Here is a 21961-nt window from a genome sequence, read left to right as displayed (position 1 = left end):
TTAGCGGTATCCGATGCTGAAGTCGTGTCCCCACAGGCTGACGCGCGTGGCCTCGTAGGCGGCGTGGTGGCTCCAGTCCACCTCCAGGCCGCCGTGGCCGAACTCGAGGTCGAAGCCGCCGGGGGTCTTCATGTAGAAGGAAGTCATGCGGTCATTGCAGTGCTGGCCCAGCGTGGCCGAGAGCTTCACGCCGTGCTGCTGCGCGCGGTCCAGCGCGCGGCCCACCTCGGCCATGTCCGGAACCTCGGCCATCACGTGGATGCAGCCCGCTTCCGACGGCATCTCGAAGATCGCCAGGCTGTGGTGGCGGGCGTTGCCGCAATGCAGGAAGTGGATGCGCTTTTCCGGTTCGGCCGGGTCATTGGTAAAGCGCACGCGGAAGATGTCGGACAAACCGAAACCCATCACCTCGCACAGGAAGGCATAGGTCTCGTCGAAGGCCGGCGCGGGCAGGACCGCATGGCCCGCCCCCATCGGGTCAGTGACGAAGCGCGGCACGCCCACCGGCGAGATAAAGCGCAGGAAGTCCGAGCGCATGCCCCAGGAGATCTCATGGCGGTTGCCCGAGGGATCGGCAAACCAGGCCATGGCCTGCACGCGGCGCTGTGCCAGTTCCGCGGCGCTGGCGTGCACGACCTCCACCTTGGCCTGGCGCAGCGTGTCGAGCGCATGGCGGTAGGCCGGCTCGTCGGCCAGCTCCCAGCCCGATGCCAGGTAGCGGTCGCGCGCGCCCGGCACCGCCAGGTAGCGGTAGTCGCGCTCATCCATCTTTACGTACAGCGCACCGCCCGGGGCGCCGGAACAGGCCATGCCCAGCACCTGTTCGGCATAGTGCCGCCATTGCCCCAGGTCGGTGGACTCGACCACGATGTAGCCAAGCGCACGGATATCCAACATGCCGGTCTCCTCAGGTTCGTTGCCACTGCTGGCTGATGGGACCATTCTTCCGTGCGCTGCGGCCCGGCACATCGTCCAGTGGGACTAGCCGGTCCGGCGCGGGCGTCACGCCGCTGCCGGGCGCACGAGGTACTGGCTGGTGGGAATCACGTCGATCTTGTCGAAGTCGATGAAGCGCTGGCAGCTTTCCATCATGGCCTGCAGGTTGCGCTGGAACTTGTCTTCGTCGCCGGCCGCGTCGAAGAACGCCTGCGGGTCGGTCATCGCCGCATCGGGGAAGCCCTCTTCGACAATGGCGTCGTAGTGCGGCGCGGCGTAGGTGAGCGGCCGCACCACCACGTTCTGCACGTAGAGGAAGTTGTCCTGGGTCTCGACCGCCACCGGCGTGTGGTGGTTGTGCCAGATGTCCAGCCAGGCCTGCGGCGTAAGCCGGGGCGGCCGGGTAAGGAAGGCAAGCTGCGCGAAGCCGGGCGTGCGTTCGCCGGGCGCGGCCGGGAAACGTGTATTGCGAATGGGCTGGGACTCGGTCACGAGGTAGCCGGCCATGCGGCCCACGGCGGCCGCGATCGCCTGGTCGAACGGCTGCCGCAGGCGGTCGATGGCGCTGTCCATCCAGACCGAGACCAGCCCGTCCATCTGCGGGCGGGTATTCGCCTGGCGCAGGCCCGCGGCCGGCAACACCGCGTCATCGGCCACGTTCACCTGCAGTCCGCGCGCGCCCAGCGCCAATAGCTTGTCCGCAAGCGTCGTGCGCAGCCGGCGCGCGAACTCCCCCGGCTCGGTCTGAGAATCGCGCCAGACGATATAGATGACTTTTTCCATGCTCCACGCTCCCTGGTACAGGTGCCGGCCGGGGCCGGACAGGTTGATGCGTGCGCGGAACAGGACCAAGCGCGGACAGCACGCGTCGCTGCGTCCGTCTGAGGTGCCATCCGTGTGCCGCGCCCGCTTGTCGGATGCATGCTAGGGGCGCGCATGGCGGGACTCATCCTCCATTCGGACTAGGAGAACCGATCGTCGGGCCACGAGGGAGTTACGCGTGCCCTGGAACACGCGTGCGTGGATGACGCCCTGGCGCTCAGCCGAGCGTCACCACACTGCTCAGCAGCATGCGCACCAGCGTGGCCTGCCGCGTGACCCCGGTCTTGGAGAAGATCGCGCGCAGGTGGGCGCGCGCCGTGTTCTTGCTGGTGCCCAGCGCCTCGGCGGCTTCGTCGAGCGTCATGCCGTCGGCAAGCACCAGCGCCAGCGCGGTCTCGGCGGGCGTGAGGTCGAACAGCTTGCGCACCACCTCGTGCGAGGCGCGCGACTTGCGCTCGGGATCGCGGATAAAGACCGCGCAGGCCGGGCGATGGCGGTGGTCTTCGGACCATTCGCTGAGCGGAATGGTGCGGATCAGCACGCCCAGCTTGCCGCGCCCCGAGGGGCGGGTGATCGACATGGCTTCGGCCAGCGCCGGCGCGCTGCCGTGATGCCCCATCTGGGCGCGGCGCAGCAGGTACTGGAACTTGCGGCTTTCCTGTGCGTAGGCGATCTCGAAGTTGGCGCCGTTGAGGCGGATGCCGTCGTTCTCCGCCAGGATCTCGTCGGCTTCCGCATTCTTCTTCAGGATTGCACCGGCTGCGTCGAGGATGACCATGCCCACCAGCATGCGGTCGATCGCGCCCGCATAGAGGCTGCGCTCCGATTCGACCACATCCAGCCTGGAATGCAGCCGGACCGCGCGCCTCAGGTGCGGCAGGATGGTGGCGCACGCCGCCTTGTCCACCTCGGAGAAGTCCTGCGCGTCGTGCTGGCGGCAGACGCGCAGCCGGCACTCGACCCCGTCTTCGGTGCGGATGTCGGCGCCCAGCAGGTAGCGCACGCCAAGCGGCTGCAGGAACTGCCGGTAGATCTCGCTGCGGCACCAGTTGCCGGCGCCCATCGCTTCGTCGACCGTCACGGCCCGGTCCGTGGGCAGGTTGATAAAGGGATCGATGGCGTAGTAGTAGGTGTTGTACGACGCCTCGGCCTCCAGCGAAGTGCCGTCCTGCGACGCGTGCACCGCGATGCCACTGCGGTCGCTCGCGGGCGAGCGCAGGATGAAGCTCACATAGCTGGCACCAAGTTGCTTGCGCAGCATTTCCAGCGCGCGGCCCCAGGGCACGGGTTCCATCGGCCCTTCGTAGACCGCCGCCAGCAGCGCGCTGAATTGCGGCAGGCTCAGTCCGGACTGCGCAAACCAGGGCGACGCCACCCCTTGCGCCTCAACGGTCGCCATCAACATTGTCTGTCTCCTGTTTCCTCGCCCCATGCATGGACTGGCCGGTGCTCTGCGGCACCTGGGCAGCGCAGATTATAGGGAGGCTGCCTGCCGATGTCCGGCGCGCGGCGCCCTTGTTCGCCCTGGTTTGCACCATCTAAGTGTTTTCCCTGACCTGCAATCGGACGATGCCGGTCCCGCCTGCCGCCGATCAAATGGCCGCACACCACAGGGCAACCGAAGGAGAACGACTCAGATGGATTTCACCGACAAGACCGTGCTGGTCACCGGCGGCGGCGCCGGCATCGGGCTCGCCACCGCGCAAGCCTTCCTGGAACAGGGTGCGCGCGTGGCGCTGATCGAGATCGAAGCACAGCGCGCCGGGCAAGCCCGGGAGTTGTTGAGCAAGCCCGGCACGGAAGTGCTGGTAGTACAGGGCGATGCCACCGATGCCGGCACCGTGCGCGAACTGGCTGCGCAGGTCGAACAGCGTTTCGGTGTGCTGGACGTGCTGGTCAACAACGTCGGCGATTTCCTGCGCATCGCCAAGCCGTTCGAGCACTATGCCGACGACGAGATCGCCAGCCTCTACGCCGCCAACCTGGGCCACGTCTTCACCGTCACGCGCGCCATGCTGCCGCTGCTGCGGCGCAGTGGCGCCGGCAGCATCGTCACGGTGTCGTCGATCGAGGCCTTCCGCGGCATTCCCTACTGCAGCGTCTACGGCGCCTTCAAGGCCGCCATCACCGGCTTCACGCAGAGCCTGGCGCTGGAGCTGGCGCCGGCGGGCATCCGCGTCAACCTGATCGCCCCCGAGACCACCGAAACGCCGCAGGTTCCGGTGTCGCAGATGGTCGCTGCGGAACACCAGCACCATATCCCGCGCTGGATTCCGCTGGGCCGCTTCGGCACGCCGCGCGACATTGCCGACGGCATCCTGTTCCTGGCCAGCGAGCGCGCGGCCTGGATCACCGGCACGGCGCTGCATGTCAATGGCGGCGCGCTGGCCGCGGCCGGCTGGTATCGCGACCCCAAGGGCGCGTGGACCAACATGCCGGTCATCGGCGGCAACGGCATGAACCTCTGATGGCCGCGCACCGCGGCCACACCACCCCACCAAGGAGACAAGCATGAAGATACTGATCGTCGGCGGCACCGGCATGATCGGGGGCCACGCGGCCCTGCACCTGCGCAGCCGCGGGCACGACGTCACCATCGCGGGGCGCAACCGCCCCGCGCCCGGCACGGCGCTGGGCGGGCTGGACTTCCTGCGCTGCGACTACATCGCCAACGACGTGCCGGCCGCGCAGCTCGGCGCCTTCGACGCGCTGGTCTTTGCCGCCGGCAACGATGTGCGTCACGTGCCGCCTGGCGGCGACGAGGCCGCACACTGGGAACGCGCCAACATCGAGGGCGTGCCGCGTTTCCTGCGCGCGGCGCGCGCTGCCGGGATCCGGGTCGCCGTCTACGTCGGCAGCTTCTACCCGCAGGCACAGCCGCAGCTGGCCGAGGACAACGCCTATATCCGCTCGCGCAAGCTGGCCGACGAAGGCGTTCGCGCGCTGGCCACCGATGCCTTCCGCGTGAGCAGCGTGAACGCGCCGTTCGTCGTGGGCACGGTGCCGGGCCTGATGGTGCCGATGTTCAAGGCCTATACCGACTACGCCCGCGGCAACTTTGCGCCGATGCCGGATTTCGCGCCGCCCGGCGGCGTCAACTTCATCTCGGCCACTTCGCTCTCGGAAGCGATCGAAGGCGCGCTGTTGCGCGGTGAAAACGGCAAGGCTTACCTGGTAGGGGACGAGAACCTGTCGTTCCAGGACTATTTCGGTGCCTTCTTCCGCGACGCGGGCCGCCCGGTGCCGCCTGTCATCGACCAGGAGCATCCGTTGCTGCCGGACTCGGCCATCTGCTTCGGCCGGGGCAACACGCTCTACTACGAGCCGGATGCGGCCGAAGCCGCCCTGCTCGGCTATCGCCGCCGCGACATCCTGCGCACGGTCGGCGAGATCGTGACGCAGTACAGCTAGCCGTACGCTGCGGCGGCCCGCGCAAGCAGAACGCCGCAGCCGGCCTTACAGGCTTTATAGCCCCGAGATCAACTGCGCGTTATCGATGCGCAATTCGGCGCCATTGATAAAGCGCGACGCGTCCGAAGCCAGGAACAGGACCAGGTTGGCCACATCCTCCGGCTGGCACATGCGTGCCATCGGGTCCGTACCGATACCAAGCGTGGCCGGATCCAGGTCCGGCACCAGCGCCTGCGTCATCGGCGTCCAGACGCCATCGGGATGGATCGAGTTGCAGCGGATCCGGTAGCCGTTCTGCTTGCAGTGCACGGCCACGCTGCGCGTCAGCGCGGTAACGGCGCCCTTGGCGCCGCTGTATGCGCACATCATGGGCAGCCCGCCCAGCGCCGCCACCGACGACATCACCACGATGGAGCCCCCGGCGGGGTTGCCCTTCATTGCCTGCACACCGAACCTGCAGCCCAGGAAATAGCCGTCGGCATTGACGCGCATGACCTGCCGCCAGCTGTCGAGCGAGGTTTCCTCGATTGACCCGAGCGGACAGATGGCCGCATTGTTGACCAGCACGTCGAGCCGGCCGAAGCGGTCCTGCGTGGCGGCCATGGCTTTGCGCCAGTCCTCCTCGCTGGCAATGTCGTGGCGCACGAACATGGCCGCATCCCCGATCTCGCGGGCCAGTGCCTGCCCGGCCTCCTGGTTGACATCGCTGATGACCACGCGCGCGCCTTCGGCCGCCAGCATCAGCGCGTCGGCGCGCCCTACCCCGCTGGCCGCGCCGGTGACCAGCGCAACCTTGTCCCTGACTTGATGCATCGTTTCTCTCCTTGAGTTGCCGGCTTCAGCCGGCTTCGGGAATCCTGCCGGCCAGCACGGCCTGCAGCGCGGCTTCGCCATACACCGCAGCCACGGTTTCATCGAGGATGGGATTGCCGCGCAGCTCGCTGCCACCGTCCACGGCGATGCTCTGGCCGGTCACCCAGCCCGATTCCGGCCCCGCCAGGTAGCGCACCGCACTGGCAATGTCGTCCGGTTCGCCGGCGCGGCCCAGCGGCATCTGCGCGACGAACTTGTCGAGGATGGCCGGGTTGTCGAACATCGGCCCGGTCGCGCCGGAGCGGGTTAGCCCCGGCCGCACCGCATTGACGCGGATGCCGCATCCCGCCAGCTCCTCGGCCGCGGCGCGCACGAACGCTTCCAGCCCCGCCTTGGCGGCGCAGTACGCCGACAGCCAGCGGCAGGTCATGCGCGCCGCGTTCGACGAGATACAGACGATGGTGCCGCCATGCGGTGCCATCAGCGGCGACGCGTGGCGCACCGCCAGGAATGCGCTGGCGATGTTCAGCTCCAGCTCCGCCATCAGCGAGGCCGCGTCATGCATCAGCAGCGGACGGAAGCCGCCCCCACCAACGGTCGCGACCACGATATCGAGGCGCCGCTGCAGCTCCCAGGCTTGCTGCAGCGCGGCCTGCACGTCATCCTCGCGGCAAGCGTCGCCGGCGCTGATTGCCACGGTGGCGCCGGCCACCTGCGCGCACAGGCTGCGCCGTGCCGCTTCCAGCGCTTCGCCCCGCCGCCCCATGAGGACCACCGTCGCGCCGTCGCGCAGCAGCGCCAGCGCGCTGGCCGCACCGATGCCGCCGGCGCCGCCGGTGACGAGGGCTGTCTTGCCTTCCAGTACACGGGTCGTCGTCATCATGCCCCTCGCAGCGGCAGGTCCTGCGTCCAGTCCACCACCAGCTCGCGCGCGGCAATGCGCCACTGGCCGTCGCGCCGCACGAAGCGGTCGTGGTAGCGGATGCCCCAGTCCAGCTTGCGCGGCACGCCGTCCTGTTCGTACAGGTGGTTGGCCACGCAATAGGTCTCGCCGGTCGCGGTATCGCCATCGACTTCGACCAGTTGCTGGTGCACGTGATGCTGCGTGGCGCTGTACTGGCCGAGCGATGCCATGCCGTCAGCAATCGCCTGCGCTCCGTCCATGCGGAAGCCCGGCCCGCTCAGCCATGCGTCCGCCGTGAACAGCGCTGCCAGTTTCGGGAAATCGCGCCGGTCCACCGCCTGCGCATAGCGGCAGGTCAGGGCATGGATGGCTTCCTTGCACTCCAGGTCAGACATGGCCAGTCTCACTCCTTGTTGTGACCGCCAGCGCCGCGATACGCCGCGCGGGCAGTCGTTGGGATGGGGACTATCGTCGGCCTTGCCGCGCCGGGGGCCATCGTCCGCGTGGAGTATCCGGACCGGGTATCGCTTAGTCCGAACGAAGGATGTCGCGATGCCGTGCCCGTTCCAAGCTTCGATGACATCAATGAAGGAGACACACATGAAGCAGGCGGAACAGGCCATCGTCGCCGTCGTCACGGGCGGCTCGCGCGGTGCCGGCAAGGGCATCGCACTGGCGCTCGGTGCGGCAGGCGCCACGGTGTACGTGACCGGACGCACCGAGCAGGAAGGCAGCGCGCCGCTGCCCGGCACCATCCACGCCACCGCACGCGAGATCGATGCGCTGGGCGGGCGCGGCATCGCGCTCGCGTGCGATCATCGCGACGATGCGCAGGTGGCGCGTCTGTTCGCGCGGGTGCGAGAGGAATCCGGTCGGATCGACATCCTGGTCAACAATGCGACCTTCCTGCACGACGAGCTCATCATGCCGGGGCCGTTCTGGCAGAAGCCACTGGAGATGGCCGGCATCCTCGACGTGGGCCTGCGCTCAGGCTACGTCGCCAGCTGGCATGCCGCGCCCATGATGGCCGCGCAGGGCCGCGGGCTGATCGTGTTCACCTCGTCATTCGGTGCCAACTGCTATATGCACGGTCCGGCCTACGGCGCGCAGAAGGCGGGCATCGACAAGTTCGCGCACGACATGGCGGTCGACCTGCGGCCCTACGGCGTCGCGGCGGTGTCGCTGTGGATGGGGCCGCTGCGCACTGCGCGCACACTGCGGGTATGGGAAAAGCATCCGGACAAGTACGCGGGCTTCGCGCCGGTGGCGGAGACGCCGGAGTTCACGGGGAGGATTATCGATGCGCTGTACCGCGACCCTGCGCTGATGGAAAAGTCCGGCCGGGTGTTGATTAGCGCCGAAGCGGCGCTGGCCTATGGCATCGTCGATTCGGAGGGGGTGCAGCCGCCGTCGTACCGGCAGGCACTGGGCGGGCCCCCGCCGGTGCATCCGGCGATTGTGGAATAGGAATTGGGCGCGCGCGAGCGTTGGAAATTGCCACCACCTCTCGCATGCGCACCCCTCTCCCGCAAGCGGGAAAGGGGTGCAAACAAGCGCGGCCTCCTACCCTCCCTGCGACACCAACCCCGTCGTGAACATCGTCGAGCGAATCAGCCACGCACCATCGATCCGCACATACTCATCCGCATAACGTCCCGTTAGAAAGGTACGCGAACCACTGGCATCATCCAGCGCCAGGTAGGCCAGATCCCAGCTGCCCTGCGCCAGATTGTCATCCAGCACACGGATATCCCCCTGCCCCGCAAAATGCATCTCCCGCAGCGTCGGCCGGCACGCCAGTTCCGCAAAGCACTGCACCAGTGCCTCGCGCCCGGCAAAGCTGCCGATCCGGTCATAGTGGATATGCGCGTTGTCCGGCACGAAACAGGCGCGCATCGCGTCAGGGTCCTTGTCATCGCAAGCGCGCAGGTAGCGCAGCTTGAGCGCGCGGATCGCCTCCGCGGCTTCCAGCCGCGCGACGCGGTCGGCAATGGCGGCAATGTCGGTCATGATCGGTTCCTTGTTCATCAGGCTTCACGCAACTGGTACTTCAACACCTTGCCTGCCGCGCTGACCGGCAGCGACGTCACGAACAGCACCTCGCGCGGCACCTTGTAGTTGGCCATGTGCCGGCGCGCCCAGGCGATCAGGGTTTCGGCCTCCACGCGCGCGCCGTGGCGCAGCACCACGTAGGCACGCCCCACTTCACCGAGCCGCTCGTGCGGGATGCCCACTACCGCCACCTGGGCCACGGCCGGATGCGCCACCAGCAGCTTCTCCACCTCCGCCGGATAGCAGTTGAAGCCGCCCACGATAAACATGTCCTTGATGCGGTCGGTGATGCGCAGGTAGCCGCGCGCATCGAGCGTGCCGACATCGCCGGTATGCAGCCAGCCTTCGCTGTCGATGGCTTCGGCGGTGGCTTCGGGCAGGCCGAAGTAGCCCTGCATCACGTTGTAGCCGCGCACCAGCACCTCGCCCGCCTCGCCGGTGGCGGCCGGCTGCCCCTGCCCATCGATGCAGCGGATCTCGATGCCCGGCATGGCGCGGCCGGAGGTGGCGGCGACGGTTTCGGCGTCGTCGCCGGCGCGGGTCAGCGTGGCAAAGCCGCACGACTCGGTCAGGCCGTAGCCGGTGATGATGGTGTCGAAGCCCAGTTCGTCGCGCATGCGCTGGATCAGCGCGGGCGCGATCGCCGAGGCACCGGTCACCGCGACACGCAGCGACGACAGGTCGAACTCACGCAGGCGCGGCGCGTTAAGCAGGGTCTGGTAGAGCGTCGGCGGCCCGGGCAGCACCGTGATGCGCTCGTTCTCCACGCGCGTCATCACGGCCTCGGCGTCGAACACCAGGTGGGGCAGCACCGTGGCCCCGCGCGACAGCGCGGCGAGCCATCCGGCCTTGTAGCCAAAGGTATGGAAGAACGGATTGACGATCAGGTAGCGGTCGCCCGGCCGCACCCCGGTGATGGCGGCCCAGCCGTCGACGGCACGCAGGTTCTGCGCGTGGGCGGTCATCACGCCCTTGGGACGCCCGGTGGTGCCCGAGGTGAACATGATGTCCATCAGCGTGTCGCCGCGCACCCCGTCCTCGCGCTTGGCGAACGCCGCCATGTCCGCCTGTGGCGCCAGCGCGAGGAAGGCTTCCCAGGCCAGCTCGTCGGGGCCGGGCGTCCGGCCCTGCCCGGGGCGCAGGATCACCAGCCGCTCCAGCGTGGCGGGGCGGTGTGGCGCCAGCATCTGCGGATAGCTTTCGCCGAGGAAAGCGTCGACGCAGAGCAGCAGGCGCGCGCCGCTGTCGGCCAGCACGGCGCCGGCCTCGGCCCCCTTCATGCGCGTGTTGAGCGGCACCAGCGCCGCGCCTATGCTGTGCGTGGCCAGCGCCGCGATGATCCATTCGGAGAAGTTCGGCGCCCAGACGGCAACCCGGTCGCCGGGCTGCACACCCAGCGCCATCAGCGCCCGGGCCGCCTGTATCCGGCTGGCGTCGAGCGCGGCGTAGGTGAGGCGCAGCCCGTCTTCCTGGATGGCGATGCGCTCGCCGTGGCGCCTGGCCGCGCGCCGCACCAGCTCGGGAATGGTCGCGGCAATGTCGTCGTTGGCGGCGGCGAGGTCGAGGTCGAGGCCGGCCGGTGCCGCAATGGCGTCGATGATGTCAGATGGGGTCATGTCAATCCGGGAACTTCAGGTGGATTTCGGCGCTGGACGGGCGGGCCTGGCAAGCCAGGGTCCAGCCCGCCTCCAGGTCGGCGCGGTCGAGCACATGGTTCTCGCCGAGCGTCACGTCGCCCTGCGTCACCTGGCACATGCAGGCGCCGCACAGCCCGGCGCGGCAGGAATTGGGCGCGGCCACGCCGGCGCGCTGCAACGCGTCGAGCACGGTTTCGTCCGGCGCCACGCCGACGTGGTGGATCTCGCCGTCGAGCTGCACGGTCAGTGCGGCGCCGCGCATCGCGGGCGCGGGCGATGCCGTGGCGGTGTCCCCCGCGCTGGCGGCCCCGCTTGCCGGTGCCTTGGCCGCCGGCACATCGGGCAAGGACACGAAGCGCTCGACGTGCAGTTGCCCGCGCGGCACCCCCAGGGCCTGAAGCACGGCCTGGGCGCCGTCCATGAACGGGCCGGGCCCGCAGACAAAGCATTGCGCCATGCTCCACGGCCGCACCAGTTCCTCGATCTGGCGCTGCGTGGGCGGCCCCTGCACGCTGTCCAACCAGTGGATCACGCGCAGCCGGCCGGGGTGGTTGCGCGCCAGTTCCGCAAGCGCCTCGCGGAAGATGATGGAGCGCTCGTCGCGGTTGGCATAGACCAGCGTGACCGCGCCGCGCCCGTGGCGCAGCGCCGCCTTGGCGATCGACAGCACCGGGGTGATGCCGCTGCCGCCGGCCAGCAGCAGGAAATCGCCATGCAGCGCGGGCGGGGTGAACACCCCGGCGGGCGGCATTACCTCGACCGTATCGCCCGCGCCCAGGTGGTCGCAGATCCAGTTGGACACGCGCCCGCTCTGCACGCGCTTGATCGTCACGCGCAGGGCGTTGTCCACCTCAGGCGTGCTCGACAGCGAATAGCAGCGCTGCAGCGGCACGCCGTCCACGGGCACGCGCAGGGTCAGGAACTGCCCGGGACGGTAGGCAAACGCATCGCGCAGGCCGTCCGGCAGCGCGAATACCAGCGAATGCGCCTGGTCCGTTTCCGTGACGACTTCGGCGATCTGCAGCCGGTGGAATTGCACTGGCGCCATGATGTCCTTCTATTGCTTGAGGGCGGGGTCAGGCCACGCCCATGATGGTCTGCGCGTTGTCGATACGCAGTTCCGCACCGTTGATAAAGCGCGATTCGTCGGAGGCCAGGAACAGCACCAGGTTGGCCACGTCGCGCGGATGGCACATGCGCTGCATCGGCTCGGCGCCACCCACCTCCTCCGGCAGGGCCGTGGCACCGCCCGGCAGGAAGGCCGCGGTCATCGGCGTAAGGATGCCGTCCGGGTGGATCGAGTTGCAGCGGATCCGGTAGCCGCTCTGCTTGCAGTGCCCCGCCACCGCGCGCGTGAGCGCAGCCACCGCGCCCTTGCTCGCGCTGTAGGCGCAGAACGCGCCCATGCCGCCCAGCGCCGCCACCGACGACATATTGACGATGCTGCCGCCGCCCGCCTTCATCGCGGCCACGCCGTACTTGCAGCCGAGGAAGTAGCCGTCGGCATTGATGCGCATCACGCGCTGCCATTGCTCCAGCGTGGCGTCCTCGACCGAACCCAGCAACAGGATGGCGGCATTGTTGACCAGCACGCTGGGGGCGCCGAATTGCTTTTCGGTGCGCGCCATTACCTGCTGCCAGCCGGCTTCGCTGGCGATGTCATGCGGCACGAACAGCGCGGTCTCGCCGATCTCGCGCGCCAACGCATGGCCCGCCTCCTCGTTGAGGTCGGTCAGCACCACGCGCGCGCCCTCGCGCGCCAGCAGCAGCGCGTCTTCCTTGCCGACGCCGCTGGCGGCCCCGGTGACGATGGCGATCTTTCCTTCAGTACGTTGGCTCATGGGTGGTCTCCTCGTTGGTGTGTGCCTGCCGGTCGCCGGCAGGCTGTCGTGTCAGATGGCGGCCCGCGTTGCGCCCCGACCAGATGCAGTCGGCAAGCGACAGGCCGCTTACGTAATGGTTGGATGCGATGCCAACGGCAGTGCGGCCCACGGCGTAGAGCCCTGGAATGGGCGCCCCGCCAGCGGCGGCCAGTACACGGCCGCTGGACTCTTCCACCGACAATCCGCCCAGCGTGATGGCAGGGCACGGAAAGACGCGGCTGTTGGCCGAGATGTCGATGGCAAGCCACGGCCCGGTTTCGAGCGACGCGCACATCGGCGCCGATTTGCCGGCCGGATCGGGGATCTCGCCGCGGGCCGCGGCGTTATAGGCATCGACGGTGGCCCGCAGCGCCGCGCCGGGCATGCCCAGCTTGCCGGCAAGCGCTTCGAGGCTGGAGGCACGCCGCGCCCCCGCCAGCATCAGCAGCGCCGCGGGCAAGGCCTGGAAGGCCCACAGCCGGCCGCCCAAGCATTCACGCAGCGCGGCGCGCGCCAGTTCGCGGTTCAGGACCAGCCAGGCCCGCCCGCCGTGCTGTTCGCAGATGGCGTGGCCAAGGGTGGCGCCGTAGGTTTCCTCGTTGCCGATGCGCGCACCCTGCGCATCGACCACGCAGCCGCGCGCCCAGTCGAACGGCGGATTGATGAAGCGCCATGCCGAGACCCGCTCCAGGTGCCGCGTGGCCGCGCCCGCCGACTCACCAAGGCGGATGCCGCTGCCGTCGCAGCCGGTCGCGCCAAGGCGCCAGTTCTGCAGGTATTTGCCGGCGTGGCGCGCCACCATGGCGCGGTTGAAGATAAAGCCGCCGGTGGCCAGCACCACCGCGCCGGTGCGCACCGCGACCGGGCGCGCATGGCGCAGTTCCAGTTGCAGCACGCGCTCGCGCAGCAGGTCGGCCAGCGCAGGCGCTACGTTGTGCAGGCGCTCGGCCAGGCGCGCCAGGCGGGCGTGGCGTTTCTGGTGGCGGCCCGGCGGCAGCTGCCACAGCTCGATGCCGACGACCGCGCCGTCCTGGTCGAGAATCAGCCGCCTTGCCGCGGTCTGGCGCATCACCGTCACCTCCGGCCGGGCCTGCACGGCGGCGCGCAGGACGGCGTACAGCGTGCGGCCGGACATGCCGGGGCCTTTCACGCGGTGACCGCGCGGCGCGGGCGCGGCATGCTGCGCGTAGGCGGCGACCGCTTCGTTGCCGGAGTAGTAGAGGTAGTAGGGCTGCGCCGGATACGAGGTCTTGCGCGGCGGCACGGTGGCGGCAAAGCCCACGCCCAGGCCTTCAAGCCAGCCGATCATCTCGCGGCTGCGCTGACAGAACGCCTGCAGCGTGGCATCGCTGACGACCCCGCCCGTCTCCTGGCGCAGGTAGTCCGCCATCGCCTGCGGTGTATCGGCATAGCCCGCGGCAGACTGGTAGGGCGTGCCGCCGCCGGCGTAGACCACCCCGCCGCTCTTGGCGCTGGCGCCCCCGCCTTCGAAGCGTTCCGCAACGATCACGCGCGCGCCGCCATGCGCGGCCTCCAGCGCGGCGCAGGCCCCGGCGGCGCCGAAGCCCACCACCACGGCATCGCAGGCGGCCTGCCACGGGTGTGCGTCCGGATCGTCGAGGCGCAGCGGCGCGTGGACCGGCGTGGCGGAATCGGTCGGAGGGTACATGCTGGCTTGCGCTCCCGGCTTAGGCCGAACACAGTGCGCCAAGCGGCGCGGACGTGGTGTAGGCACCATCGACATAGACCAGCGGCGACACCTCGCCAGCCAGCTTTACCTCGCGCAGGCGTCCGATGAAGACCGCGTGCGTGCCGTAGTCGAAGCGGCCATCCTGCTGGCACACCAGGTTCGCCTGGGCATCGCGCAGGCACGGCACGCCGAGCAGATCGTCCTCCCACTCGCCACTGGTGAAGCGTTCCTCGCCCTTGAGCCGGCCGCTGCAATCCACTGCGATATCGCGGTGGTCGGCTGCCAGCAGGTTGATGCAGAAGTCCGCGCCGGCATCCAGCGGCGGGTAGATCGAAGAATTGCGGTTGATGCAGATCAGCAGCGAAGGCGGGTCCGCGGACAGCGAATCGACCGCGGTCACGGACATCGAATAGCGGCGCTCGCCATGGCGGCAGCTGATCACCGCCACCGAGCGCGCCATGCGGCGCATCGCCATCAGCATGTCTTCGCGCAGCGCGGTGCTGGGTTCGGGGTTGGCGCTCATAGGGCCTCCTGTACGGTTTGAGCATGGGGCGCGGCGGCAGGCTGGCGCGCGTTCTGAGAGAGCACGTCGGCAGCGATAAAGCCGAAGGTCATGGCCGGGCCCAGTGTCGAGCCCGCGCCGGGATAGCTGGTGCCCATCATCGAGGCACTGGTATTGCCGATGGCGAACAGCCCGGCAATGGCGCTGCCGTCGTCGCGCAGCACGCGCGCGCTGGCGTCCGTCACCAGGCCGCCCTTGGTGCCGATGTCGCCGGCATCGATGCGCACGGCGTAGAACGGCGCCTTGCCGATCGGCGCCAGGCACGGGTTGGGCCGCACTGCCGGGTCGCTGTAGTAGGTATCGAACAGGTTGTCGCCCTTGCCGAACTCCTCGTCCACGCCGGTGGCAGCATAGTGGTTCATGCGCGCCACGCTGTCGGCCAGGCCGCCGGCATCGACACCGATCCGCTGCGCCAGCTGCGCCAGCGAGTCGGCGCGCACCAGGATGCCGGACAGGCTTGCCGGAATGCTGCGGTCCGGCATGACCGAGCCGGGCAGGATCGGCCCGCACGGATATTTGTGGCGGAAGGCGGCGTCGAACACCATCCACGCCGGCACGCTGCTGCCGGTTTTCTCGTGGTCGCGGTACATGGCGGGAACGAACTCGGAATACGGCGCGGCCTCGTTGACGAAGCGCCGGCCCTGCCCGTTCACCACCAGGCAGCCGGGCATGGCGCGCTCGATAAAGAGCGCGCGCTGCTTTTCCTCGCCCTGCACATGCACGGTGGGTGCGCCCCAGACGTGGGACATCAGCGCCACGCCGGCGCCGGCGGCCTGGGCGGCGCGGATGCCGTCACCGGTGTTGTTGGGCGGGGTCGCGCTCCAGGCGGCCTGGGTCGGCTGCGGCAGGTACTGTTCGCGCATGGCCTGGTTGCGCTCGAAGCCGCCGGCGGCCAGGATCACGCCGCGCAGCGCGCGGATCTCCACCACGCGCCCGTCCTGCACCGCGCGCACGCCGCGCACGGTGCCATCCTCGACGATCAGGTCCTGCAGCGCGGTGTCGAGCCACAGCGGAATCGCGCGGTCCATCATGGCCCGCCGCAGGCCGCCGACCAGGCTGTTGCCGAGCGTGAGCCGGCGGTCGCGCCGGGTCTTGCGGCGCCAGCCCAGGTCCAGCCAGTAGCGGGCAAACTGGCGCACCGCCAGGCCCAGCCAGCCGGGCGCGCGGCACAGCAGCGCATGCGCCTCGGCCGAGGTCACGGCCACGCGCCCGCCCACCAGCGTGCCCGGCGACGGCGGCCGCAGCCGTGCGAATTCCTCGCGCAGCTGCGCGCCGTCGAACGGCATCGGGTCGAGCGCGCGGTAGCCCGGCATCGCGCCCGGAACCTTCTGGAAGTAGTCCGCGTAGCGCGGCAGCGTGTAGTAACGCACGCCGGCCTGCTGCTCCAGGTACTGGAGCATGCGGGGCGCCTGCTCAAGATAGGCGCGCACGCGCTGTGGATCGCCGTGCTCGCCGGCGCACGCCAGGATGTATTCCAGCGCCGTGGCGTAGTCGTCGCGCCCGCCCGCCGGCGCGATATGGTGGTTGAGCGGAATCCAGATGCCGCCGCCGGACACCGCCGAGGTGCCGCCGTACTGGCTGCTCTTTTCCAGCACCACCACCGACAGTCCGCGGTCCGCGGCGCGGCAGGCGGCCAGCATGCCGCCGGCGCCCGAGCCGACCACCACCACGTCGAACTCGCTGGGCTGCATGCGCGCTCTGCTCTGGCTCATATTGGATCTCCGTGCGGCGCGCGGCTCAGATGAAGAAGTCAGTGTTGGCGCGGCCCATCATCACGCCGCCCAGGTTCTGGCCGAAGCGGTCCAGGTTGTTGGCGTAGTGGGCGCGGGCCGCATGCAGGTCGAGGAAGCGGCGCACCATCGGGTTGCTGCGGTAGATGCCGTTGCCGCCGGCATAGCGCAGCAGGCCGTTGGCCAGCTGCGCGCAGCGCTCGGCCACTTGCGCGGACTGGTAGCGGAAATGCAGGCGGCGCGGGGTCTGCACCTGGCCGCCTTCACGCGCAACGGCCAGCAGCTCGTCGAAATTGCGCTCAAGGATGGTCCGCATCTCGTCGATGGCGACCTGCGCGTTGGCGCAAGCCATCTGCGCGCCGCCGTCTTCCGCGGTCTTTCCGCCACCGTTGCTGCTGACGCGGCCGTCGGCATAGGCGACAAAGTCATCGAGCGTGCCTTCCAGCGCGCCGATGCAGGCGGTGCACACCGCGCGCACGAAGATCTGCGCGAACGGCAGCCGGTACAGCGGAACGTCATTGACCGCCAGCCCCGGGCTGGTGCCCATGGCGCCATCGACGGCGCGGTGGGTGCGGTACTCGGGCACGAACACGTCCTCGACCACGATATCGTGGCTGCCGGTCGCGCGCAGGCCCAGCACATCCCAGTTGCGCACGATCTTGTAGTCGGAGCGCGGCAGCAGGAAGGTGCGGTAGTCATAGGCGCCGCCCGGCTCGGCCGGCGGCACCAGCCCGCCCAGGAAGATCCAGTCGCACAGTTCGCTGCCGCTGGAGAACTTCCAGTGGCCGGAGAAGCGATAGCCGCCTTCGACCGGCGTGACCTTGCCCACCGGCATATAGGTCGAGGCGATCAGCGTGGCAGGGTTGCTGCCCCACACTTCCTGCTGCGCGCGCTCGTCGAACAGTGCCAGCTGCCAGTTGTGCACGCCGACCACCCCATAGACCCAGGCGGTGGACATGCAGCCCTTGGCCAGCGCCATCTGGATGCGGAAGAAGGTCTGCGGATCGAGTTCGTAGCCGCCGTGGCGGCGGGGCTGCAGCACCTTGAAGAAGCCCGCGGCCTGCATGTCGGCAATGGTCTCGGCGGGAATGCGCGCTTCGGCCTCGGCCTGCGCGGCGCGCTCGGCCAGCACCGGAATCATCTGCTCGGCACGCGCGATCAGCCGTGCCGCCAGTTCCTTGGGATTGTTGTCGTGATGCACCGCGGTCTCCTTGTTGCTTGGTCTTGTAGCTGGCCTTGATGTTTGCACCGGTGGGGCCGGGTGCCATCGTCTGTTGGGACTAGCTATGTCGCGATTTGGTGAGTGGGACTTCGTGGATGCTCTGGCCCTCTCCCCCGGCCCCTCTCCCGCAAGCGGGAGAGGGGAGCAAACCCGCAGGCTTGCATAGCGCCGATCAAGCCAGCGCGCGCAGCTTCCGTCCCTGCTTGCGGAAGTGCGGGATCACGTGCTCGCCGATATTGCGGATGGTTTCCAGCTGCGCCCACTGCGGCACCGTGCCCATCTGGCAGATGAACAGGATCTCGTCGGCGCCGGAATCGATCAGGCGCTGCACGTAGCCGATGCAGTCCTCGACGGTACCGTAGGCATGGTTGGGGTTGAGCATCATCATCGACGGGTCGCTGAAATCCACCGAGACCTTCTCTGAGGCGAACTTGGTGTTGATGACGGCCTTGCCCTGCGCGTCCGTGGCGGTGACATGCTCGTCGTCCCAGGTGGACGGGTCGGGCCGCTCTCCGCCGGCATACCAGTACGACAGCGACTCCATGAAATAACGCTGGCCCTTGATGCCGATCTTGCGCGCGGCCAGGCCGTCTTCCAGCACGATGGTCGGGCACAGCGCGGCCAGGTGCTGGTGCGGGCGGAAGCCCACCTGGTCCTCCGGCTTGCGGGTCTCCCACGCGGCGCGGTAGATCTCGTTCTTCCTGGCGACATCCTCGGGGCCGCCAAAGCCAAGCACCAGCGCGCCCATGCCGCGCGCGCCGGCGCGCTGCAGCGTGTCGGCATTGGTGCAGGCCAGGTACATCAGCGGGTGCGGGTCCTGGCGCGGCTTGGGGTGGATCGGGCGGCGCGGGATCTTGATGAACTCGCCGTCGTGCTCGATCTCGTCCTGCGTCATGATCTTCGGGATCAGGTACATCGATTCGTCGATCATCGGGTGCAGGCTGTTCAGGTCGTAGCCGAAGGTGCCGGCCTCCTGCTGGGTGCCGCCCTTGCCCACGCCGAAGTGCACGCGGCCTCCGGACAGGATGTCCAGCGTGGCGATGCGCTCGGCCACCTTGACCGGATGGTTCATCGCCGGCGGCAGGCACACCACGCCGTGGCCGATGCCGATGCGCTGCGTGCGCCCGGCGACGAAGGCCAGGAAGGTTTCCGGCGCGCTCATGTGCGCATAGTTGGTCAGTGCGGTGTGCTCGACCGCCCAGACCACGTCAAAGCCCATGTCCTCGGCCAGCACCACCTGTTCCATGATTTCATCGAACACCTTGTGGTCGCCGGCACGCGAGGCATCGACGGTCTGGGCTTCATAGATCAGTGAAAAACGCATTGCAGTCCCCTTGTCTGGCATTGATGGTTCAGGACCGCCGCCGGGGCGCCGCCCGTTGCCGCGCCACCGGCCCGAAACGGCCTGTGTGATCGCAGTGTGGTCGGCGCAAGGCGTTGCAACATCGTCTGATTGGATTATGAACAGGACATGGAGCATCCCTATCATTGGCCGCGGGCATCACGCCCGCTTTCACCAGGAGGATCAGGACATCATGCAAGCCAGGCTGCTGCTTTACCCCGTCGCGGACATCGACACCGCGCTGCCGTTCTTCACGGAAGGACTCGGACTACCGGTGAAGTTTCGCGACGGAAACCGCTATTGCGCGCTCGACGCGGGCGCGCTGACGCTGGCGCTGGTGGCCGGCGAGGAACGCCTGGTGGACCAGCCCGCGCTGGCCTTCAAGGTGGATGAGGGTGACGATATCGCCGCGGCAATGGCGCGGCTGGTGGGTGCCGGTGCCGGCGTGACGCTGCCCGCGGCGCAGGGGCCGCATGAGACGCGCGCGGTGCTGGAAACGCCGGAAGGCTTTGCGCTGGTGCTCAGCGCAAAGCCCTGACGTGCGTTACGTGGTTTAGCCGAGAGAAATCACGCTGCTCAGCAGCATGCGCACCAGCGTGGCCTGCCGGGTCACGCCGGTCTTGGAGAAGATCGCGCGCAGGTGCGCGCGCGCCGTGTTCTTGCTGATGCCGAGCTCGTCCGCGGCCTCATCGAGCGTGAGCCCGTTGGCCAGCTGCAGCGCCAGCTGCGTCTCCGCCGGGGTGAAGTCGAACAGCTGGCGCACGACCTCGTGCGAGGCCTGCGAGCGCCGCTCGGGGTCGCGGATGAACACCACGCAGGCGGGGCGCTTGCGGTTGTCCTCGGACCACTCGCTGAGCGGGATGGTGCGGATCAGCACGCCCAGCCTGGCGCTGCCGGACGGGCGCGTGATCGACATCGCTTCCATCAGCGCCGGCGTGGTGCCGAGGTGGCCCATCATGGCCTGGCGCAGCAGGCGCTGGAACTTGCGGTTCTCCTGGCCGTATTCCACGTCCAGGCTGCCTTTGGCGACACGGATGCCATCCTTGGCGCCCAGGATTTCATCGGCGGCGGCATTGGTCTTGATGATGGTGCCGGACTCGTCCAGGATCACCATCCCGACCAGCATGCGGTCAATGGCGCTGGCATAGACGGTGCGCTCGGATTCAACCACGTCGATGCGCGAGTGCAGGTCCACCGCGCGCTTCAGGTGCGGCAGCAGCGCGGTGCACAGCGCCTTGTCCGCGGCGGAGAAGTCGCGTCCGTCATGCTCGCGGCACACGCGGAAGCGGCATTCGACGCCGTCATCGGTACGCAGGTCCGCGCCAAGGATGTAGCGGATGCCGATGTCCTTGAGGAACTGCTGGTAGAGCTCGCTCTGGCACCAGGCGCCGGGCCCGAGATGCTCATCGATGGTCACCACCCGGTCCGACGGCAGGCCGATGAACGGGTCGAGCGCGTAGTAGTAGTTGTTGTAGGAGGTCTCGCCCGGCAAGGTCGAGCCATGCTCGGACGCATTGATCATCAGCCCGGGCCGGTCCGTGGCCGGCGAGCGCAGGATCAGGGTGCAATAGTTGGCATTGAGCTGGCGGCGGATCTGTTCCAGTGCCTTGCCCCAGGGCACCTGCTCCATCGGGCCCTGGTAGATATTGCCCAGCAATGTGCTGAACTCCGACAGCGACACCGTCGCCTGCGCGAACAGGTGTGCGGCCGCCTGGTTCTGGCTAACCTCCATCAGCATTTTCCTCTGTCTCCATTGTGGCGTGCGCAGCGCTTCGGGCATGCCGGGTCGGCGCTGGCCTGCTACGGGCTCTGTGGCCCTTTTTTGTGCCCTGATTATAGGGACGGCAAAGGGGTCGCGGCTTGCCCCCGCCTTCGTGGTTTGCCCTAGGCAAGACCGGCTGCACACGCTGGCCGGACTAGTCCTGCGGGACAGGCCAATCCTCACGCGCCGGCGGGCCGAACACATACTCCAAACAGACTAAGGACAGACCCATCCCGGCCGTTCAAGGGCAAACCCCTACACGCCGTGTGATGCCCCCCTGTCCTACCCAAACAGACGATGCCGTGCCGCCGCGCTGCCGCTACAAGTCAGCCATGCGCGGCGATCCCCGCCGCCTTCTTTTCACGGAGAACCATGACCATGGCGGCAAACCCGCGGCAGCAGGCCGCAGTGATCACCGGAGCGGCAAGCGGCATCGGCCGCGCGCTCGCGCAGGCGCTGGCAGCGCAAGGCTACGCGCTGGCGCTGGCCGATATCGACGCCGGCGCGCTTGAAGCGGTGCGCGAGGCGCTTGCCGGCCAGGGGGCGAACGTCATCGCCGTCCCCACCGATGTCTGCGACGCGCGGCAGATCGAGCACCTATGTGAAGAGAGCTTCCTGCGCCTGGGCCGTGTGGACCTGCTGGTCAACAACGCCGGCGTGCTCGTCACCGGCCGCTGCTGGGAGCTGCCGCCGGAAGTGTTCGACCACGTGATGCGCGTCAACCTGTGGAGCGTGCTGCACGCGCTGCGCTGCTTCGTGCCGCGCATGGCGGCGCAAGGCGCCGGCCATATCGTCAACGTGGCCTCGATGGCCGGCCTGGCCGTGGGGCCGTGGCTGGCCCCCTACACGCTGTCCAAGCAAGCGGTGGTGGCGCTCAGCGAAGGGCTCGCGCTGGAGTTGCAGGCCGCGGGCCTGCCGCTGGGCGTGTCCGTGGTCTGCCCCGGTCCGGTGGCCACCGGCATCGCTGCCGGCCTCGACGGCGGCGGCGCGCAGGAGGTGGACCAGATGAACGGCGCGCTGCGCAGCGGCATTGCCGCCGGCATCACGCCGGACGCGGTCGCGCGCTTCATCCTGGACGGGGTCTCGGCCGGCCAGTTCTGGATCCTGCCGCACGAGCAGGCCGTGCATGCGGCGCTTGCGCGCGCGCAAGGCATTGCCGCCGGCACCGCGCCGGCGTTCGCGCTCTGACACTGATTTCCCCACCGCAATCCAGGAG

At 68.8% G+C, this 21961-nt stretch carries 21 protein-coding genes; 5 read left to right on the top strand and 16 right to left on the bottom strand.

Features of this window, described 5'->3' with window-relative positions; genetic code table 11:
- The 3 genes from AC1Q6V_RS18740 to AC1Q6V_RS18730 form a co-directional block, all read right to left on the bottom strand.
- Window positions 1–897 (bottom strand): VOC family protein, encoded by an 897-nt coding sequence (locus tag AC1Q6V_RS18740; protein WP_439672488.1) that lies wholly within the window; start codon window positions 895–897, stop codon window positions 1–3.
- Window positions 898–1002: 105 nt separating this feature from the next.
- Window positions 1003–1719: an EthD domain-containing protein gene (locus AC1Q6V_RS18735; protein ID WP_010813983.1), complete on the bottom strand. Its 717-nt coding sequence runs from the start codon at window positions 1717–1719 to the stop codon at window positions 1003–1005.
- Window positions 1720–1975: 256 nt separating this feature from the next.
- Entirely contained in the window at window positions 1976–3163 is a 1188-nt protein-coding gene (locus AC1Q6V_RS18730; RefSeq protein WP_010813984.1) for a helix-turn-helix transcriptional regulator, read from the bottom strand.
- Between the two features lie 232 nt (window positions 3164–3395).
- Between AC1Q6V_RS18730 and AC1Q6V_RS18725 the strand changes: the two genes are divergently transcribed.
- On the top strand, window positions 3396–4226 hold the full coding sequence (locus AC1Q6V_RS18725; protein ID WP_454750741.1) for an SDR family NAD(P)-dependent oxidoreductase: 831 nt from the start codon (window positions 3396–3398) through the stop codon (window positions 4224–4226).
- Between the two features lie 43 nt (window positions 4227–4269).
- Window positions 4270–5169 carry an NAD-dependent epimerase/dehydratase family protein gene (locus tag AC1Q6V_RS18720; RefSeq protein WP_439669749.1) on the top strand — a complete coding sequence of 300 codons (900 nt, stop codon included), beginning with the start codon at window positions 4270–4272 and terminating at the stop codon, window positions 5167–5169.
- Between the two features lie 54 nt (window positions 5170–5223).
- Here the strand turns inward: AC1Q6V_RS18720 and AC1Q6V_RS18715 are convergent, their stop codons facing one another.
- From AC1Q6V_RS18715 to AC1Q6V_RS18705, 3 genes are read right to left on the bottom strand one after another with little or no spacing between them, the layout of a single operon-like run.
- Entirely contained in the window at window positions 5224–5982 is a 759-nt protein-coding gene (locus tag AC1Q6V_RS18715; RefSeq protein WP_010813987.1) for a glucose 1-dehydrogenase, read from the bottom strand.
- Between the two features lie 25 nt (window positions 5983–6007).
- The gene (locus AC1Q6V_RS18710; RefSeq protein ID WP_454750742.1) at window positions 6008–6865 is read right to left on the bottom strand and encodes an SDR family NAD(P)-dependent oxidoreductase; all 858 of its coding nucleotides are present in this window, start codon (window positions 6863–6865) and stop codon (window positions 6008–6010) included.
- Window positions 6862–7281, bottom strand: a complete 420-nt coding sequence (locus AC1Q6V_RS18705) for a nuclear transport factor 2 family protein (protein ID WP_454750743.1) — start codon at window positions 7279–7281, stop codon at window positions 6862–6864. The genes AC1Q6V_RS18710 and AC1Q6V_RS18705 overlap by 4 nt, the downstream gene beginning before the upstream one ends.
- Before the next feature lie 205 nt (window positions 7282–7486).
- Between AC1Q6V_RS18705 and AC1Q6V_RS18700 the strand changes: the two genes are divergently transcribed.
- A complete protein-coding gene (locus tag AC1Q6V_RS18700) occupies window positions 7487–8353 on the top strand; it encodes an SDR family NAD(P)-dependent oxidoreductase (RefSeq protein WP_454750744.1) in 867 nt (288 codons plus the stop codon).
- A 96-nt stretch (window positions 8354–8449) separates the two neighbouring features.
- Here AC1Q6V_RS18700 and AC1Q6V_RS18695 read toward each other — a convergent pair whose 3' ends face one another.
- The 9 genes from AC1Q6V_RS18695 to AC1Q6V_RS18655 form a co-directional block, all read right to left on the bottom strand.
- The gene (locus AC1Q6V_RS18695; protein ID WP_010813991.1) at window positions 8450–8914 is read right to left on the bottom strand and encodes a nuclear transport factor 2 family protein; all 465 of its coding nucleotides are present in this window, start codon (window positions 8912–8914) and stop codon (window positions 8450–8452) included.
- On the bottom strand, window positions 8914–10554 hold the full coding sequence (locus tag AC1Q6V_RS18690) for a FadD3 family acyl-CoA ligase (protein ID WP_454750745.1): 1641 nt from the start codon (window positions 10552–10554) through the stop codon (window positions 8914–8916). The genes AC1Q6V_RS18695 and AC1Q6V_RS18690 overlap by 1 nt, the downstream gene beginning before the upstream one ends.
- 1 nt (window position 10555) lies before the next feature.
- Entirely contained in the window at window positions 10556–11623 is a 1068-nt protein-coding gene (locus AC1Q6V_RS18685; RefSeq protein WP_454750746.1) for a 2Fe-2S iron-sulfur cluster-binding protein, read from the bottom strand.
- 28 nt (window positions 11624–11651) lie between these two features.
- A complete protein-coding gene (locus AC1Q6V_RS18680) occupies window positions 11652–12416 on the bottom strand; it encodes an SDR family oxidoreductase (protein ID WP_010813994.1) in 765 nt (254 codons plus the stop codon).
- Complete coding sequence (locus AC1Q6V_RS18675) at window positions 12400–14106, bottom strand: FAD-binding protein (RefSeq protein WP_454750747.1); 1707 nt, start codon at window positions 14104–14106, stop codon at window positions 12400–12402. Before AC1Q6V_RS18675 ends, AC1Q6V_RS18680 begins: the two co-directional genes overlap by 17 nt.
- 19 nt (window positions 14107–14125) lie before the next feature.
- Window positions 14126–14650, bottom strand: a complete 525-nt coding sequence (locus AC1Q6V_RS18670; RefSeq protein ID WP_010813996.1) for a flavin reductase family protein — start codon at window positions 14648–14650, stop codon at window positions 14126–14128.
- Window positions 14647–16401: an FAD-dependent oxidoreductase gene (locus AC1Q6V_RS18665; protein WP_011616719.1), complete on the bottom strand. Its 1755-nt coding sequence runs from the start codon at window positions 16399–16401 to the stop codon at window positions 14647–14649. The genes AC1Q6V_RS18670 and AC1Q6V_RS18665 overlap by 4 nt, the downstream gene beginning before the upstream one ends.
- 25 nt (window positions 16402–16426) lie before the next feature.
- The gene (locus tag AC1Q6V_RS18660; RefSeq protein WP_010813998.1) at window positions 16427–17620 is read right to left on the bottom strand and encodes an acyl-CoA dehydrogenase family protein; all 1194 of its coding nucleotides are present in this window, start codon (window positions 17618–17620) and stop codon (window positions 16427–16429) included.
- Window positions 17621–17813: 193 nt separating this feature from the next.
- On the bottom strand, window positions 17814–18965 hold the full coding sequence (locus AC1Q6V_RS18655; protein WP_010813999.1) for an LLM class flavin-dependent oxidoreductase: 1152 nt from the start codon (window positions 18963–18965) through the stop codon (window positions 17814–17816).
- 211 nt (window positions 18966–19176) lie between these two features.
- On the opposite strand from AC1Q6V_RS18655, the gene AC1Q6V_RS18650 reads away from it, so the two are divergent.
- Window positions 19177–19521: a VOC family protein gene (locus AC1Q6V_RS18650; protein WP_010814000.1), complete on the top strand. Its 345-nt coding sequence runs from the start codon at window positions 19177–19179 to the stop codon at window positions 19519–19521.
- A 15-nt stretch (window positions 19522–19536) separates the two neighbouring features.
- On the opposite strand, the gene AC1Q6V_RS18645 is transcribed toward AC1Q6V_RS18650, so the two are convergent.
- Entirely contained in the window at window positions 19537–20721 is a 1185-nt protein-coding gene (locus AC1Q6V_RS18645; RefSeq protein ID WP_010814001.1) for a helix-turn-helix transcriptional regulator, read from the bottom strand.
- Between the two features lie 402 nt (window positions 20722–21123).
- Between AC1Q6V_RS18645 and AC1Q6V_RS18640 the strand changes: the two genes are divergently transcribed.
- Entirely contained in the window at window positions 21124–21933 is an 810-nt protein-coding gene (locus AC1Q6V_RS18640; protein WP_454750678.1) for an SDR family NAD(P)-dependent oxidoreductase, read from the top strand.
- Window positions 21934–21961 lie beyond the last annotated feature (28 nt).

This window comes from Cupriavidus sp. GW823-FHT07B10 (assembly GCF_058794355.1).
This window is presented reverse-complemented; position numbering and strand designations above follow the sequence as displayed.

What these genes read in the sequence shown, in the direction of transcription:
- AC1Q6V_RS18740 (WP_439672488.1), bottom strand. Translation starts at nt 897, where the DNA reads ATGTTGGATATCCGTGCGCTTGGCTACATCGTGGTCGAGTCCACCGAC.
- AC1Q6V_RS18735 (WP_010813983.1), bottom strand. Translation starts at nt 1,719, where the DNA reads ATGGAAAAAGTCATCTATATCGTCTGGCGCGATTCTCAGACCGAGCCG.
- AC1Q6V_RS18730 (WP_010813984.1), bottom strand. Translation starts at nt 3,163, where the DNA reads ATGTTGATGGCGACCGTTGAGGCGCAAGGGGTGGCGTCGCCCTGGTTT.
- AC1Q6V_RS18725 (WP_454750741.1), top strand. Translation starts at nt 3,396, where the DNA reads ATGGATTTCACCGACAAGACCGTGCTGGTCACCGGCGGCGGCGCCGGC.
- AC1Q6V_RS18720 (WP_439669749.1), top strand. Translation starts at nt 4,270, where the DNA reads ATGAAGATACTGATCGTCGGCGGCACCGGCATGATCGGGGGCCACGCG.
- AC1Q6V_RS18715 (WP_010813987.1), bottom strand. Translation starts at nt 5,982, where the DNA reads ATGCATCAAGTCAGGGACAAGGTTGCGCTGGTCACCGGCGCGGCCAGC.
- AC1Q6V_RS18710 (WP_454750742.1), bottom strand. Translation starts at nt 6,865, where the DNA reads ATGATGACGACGACCCGTGTACTGGAAGGCAAGACAGCCCTCGTCACC.
- AC1Q6V_RS18705 (WP_454750743.1), bottom strand. Translation starts at nt 7,281, where the DNA reads ATGTCTGACCTGGAGTGCAAGGAAGCCATCCATGCCCTGACCTGCCGC.
- AC1Q6V_RS18700 (WP_454750744.1), top strand. Translation starts at nt 7,487, where the DNA reads ATGAAGCAGGCGGAACAGGCCATCGTCGCCGTCGTCACGGGCGGCTCG.
- AC1Q6V_RS18695 (WP_010813991.1), bottom strand. Translation starts at nt 8,914, where the DNA reads ATGAACAAGGAACCGATCATGACCGACATTGCCGCCATTGCCGACCGC.
- AC1Q6V_RS18690 (WP_454750745.1), bottom strand. Translation starts at nt 10,554, where the DNA reads ATGACCCCATCTGACATCATCGACGCCATTGCGGCACCGGCCGGCCTC.
- AC1Q6V_RS18685 (WP_454750746.1), bottom strand. Translation starts at nt 11,623, where the DNA reads ATGGCGCCAGTGCAATTCCACCGGCTGCAGATCGCCGAAGTCGTCACG.
- AC1Q6V_RS18680 (WP_010813994.1), bottom strand. Translation starts at nt 12,416, where the DNA reads ATGAGCCAACGTACTGAAGGAAAGATCGCCATCGTCACCGGGGCCGCC.
- AC1Q6V_RS18675 (WP_454750747.1), bottom strand. Translation starts at nt 14,106, where the DNA reads ATGTACCCTCCGACCGATTCCGCCACGCCGGTCCACGCGCCGCTGCGC.
- AC1Q6V_RS18670 (WP_010813996.1), bottom strand. Translation starts at nt 14,650, where the DNA reads ATGAGCGCCAACCCCGAACCCAGCACCGCGCTGCGCGAAGACATGCTG.
- AC1Q6V_RS18665 (WP_011616719.1), bottom strand. Translation starts at nt 16,401, where the DNA reads ATGAGCCAGAGCAGAGCGCGCATGCAGCCCAGCGAGTTCGACGTGGTG.
- AC1Q6V_RS18655 (WP_010813999.1), bottom strand. Translation starts at nt 18,965, where the DNA reads ATGCGTTTTTCACTGATCTATGAAGCCCAGACCGTCGATGCCTCGCGT.
- AC1Q6V_RS18650 (WP_010814000.1), top strand. Translation starts at nt 19,177, where the DNA reads ATGCAAGCCAGGCTGCTGCTTTACCCCGTCGCGGACATCGACACCGCG.
- AC1Q6V_RS18645 (WP_010814001.1), bottom strand. Translation starts at nt 20,721, where the DNA reads ATGCTGATGGAGGTTAGCCAGAACCAGGCGGCCGCACACCTGTTCGCG.
- AC1Q6V_RS18640 (WP_454750678.1), top strand. Translation starts at nt 21,124, where the DNA reads ATGGCGGCAAACCCGCGGCAGCAGGCCGCAGTGATCACCGGAGCGGCA.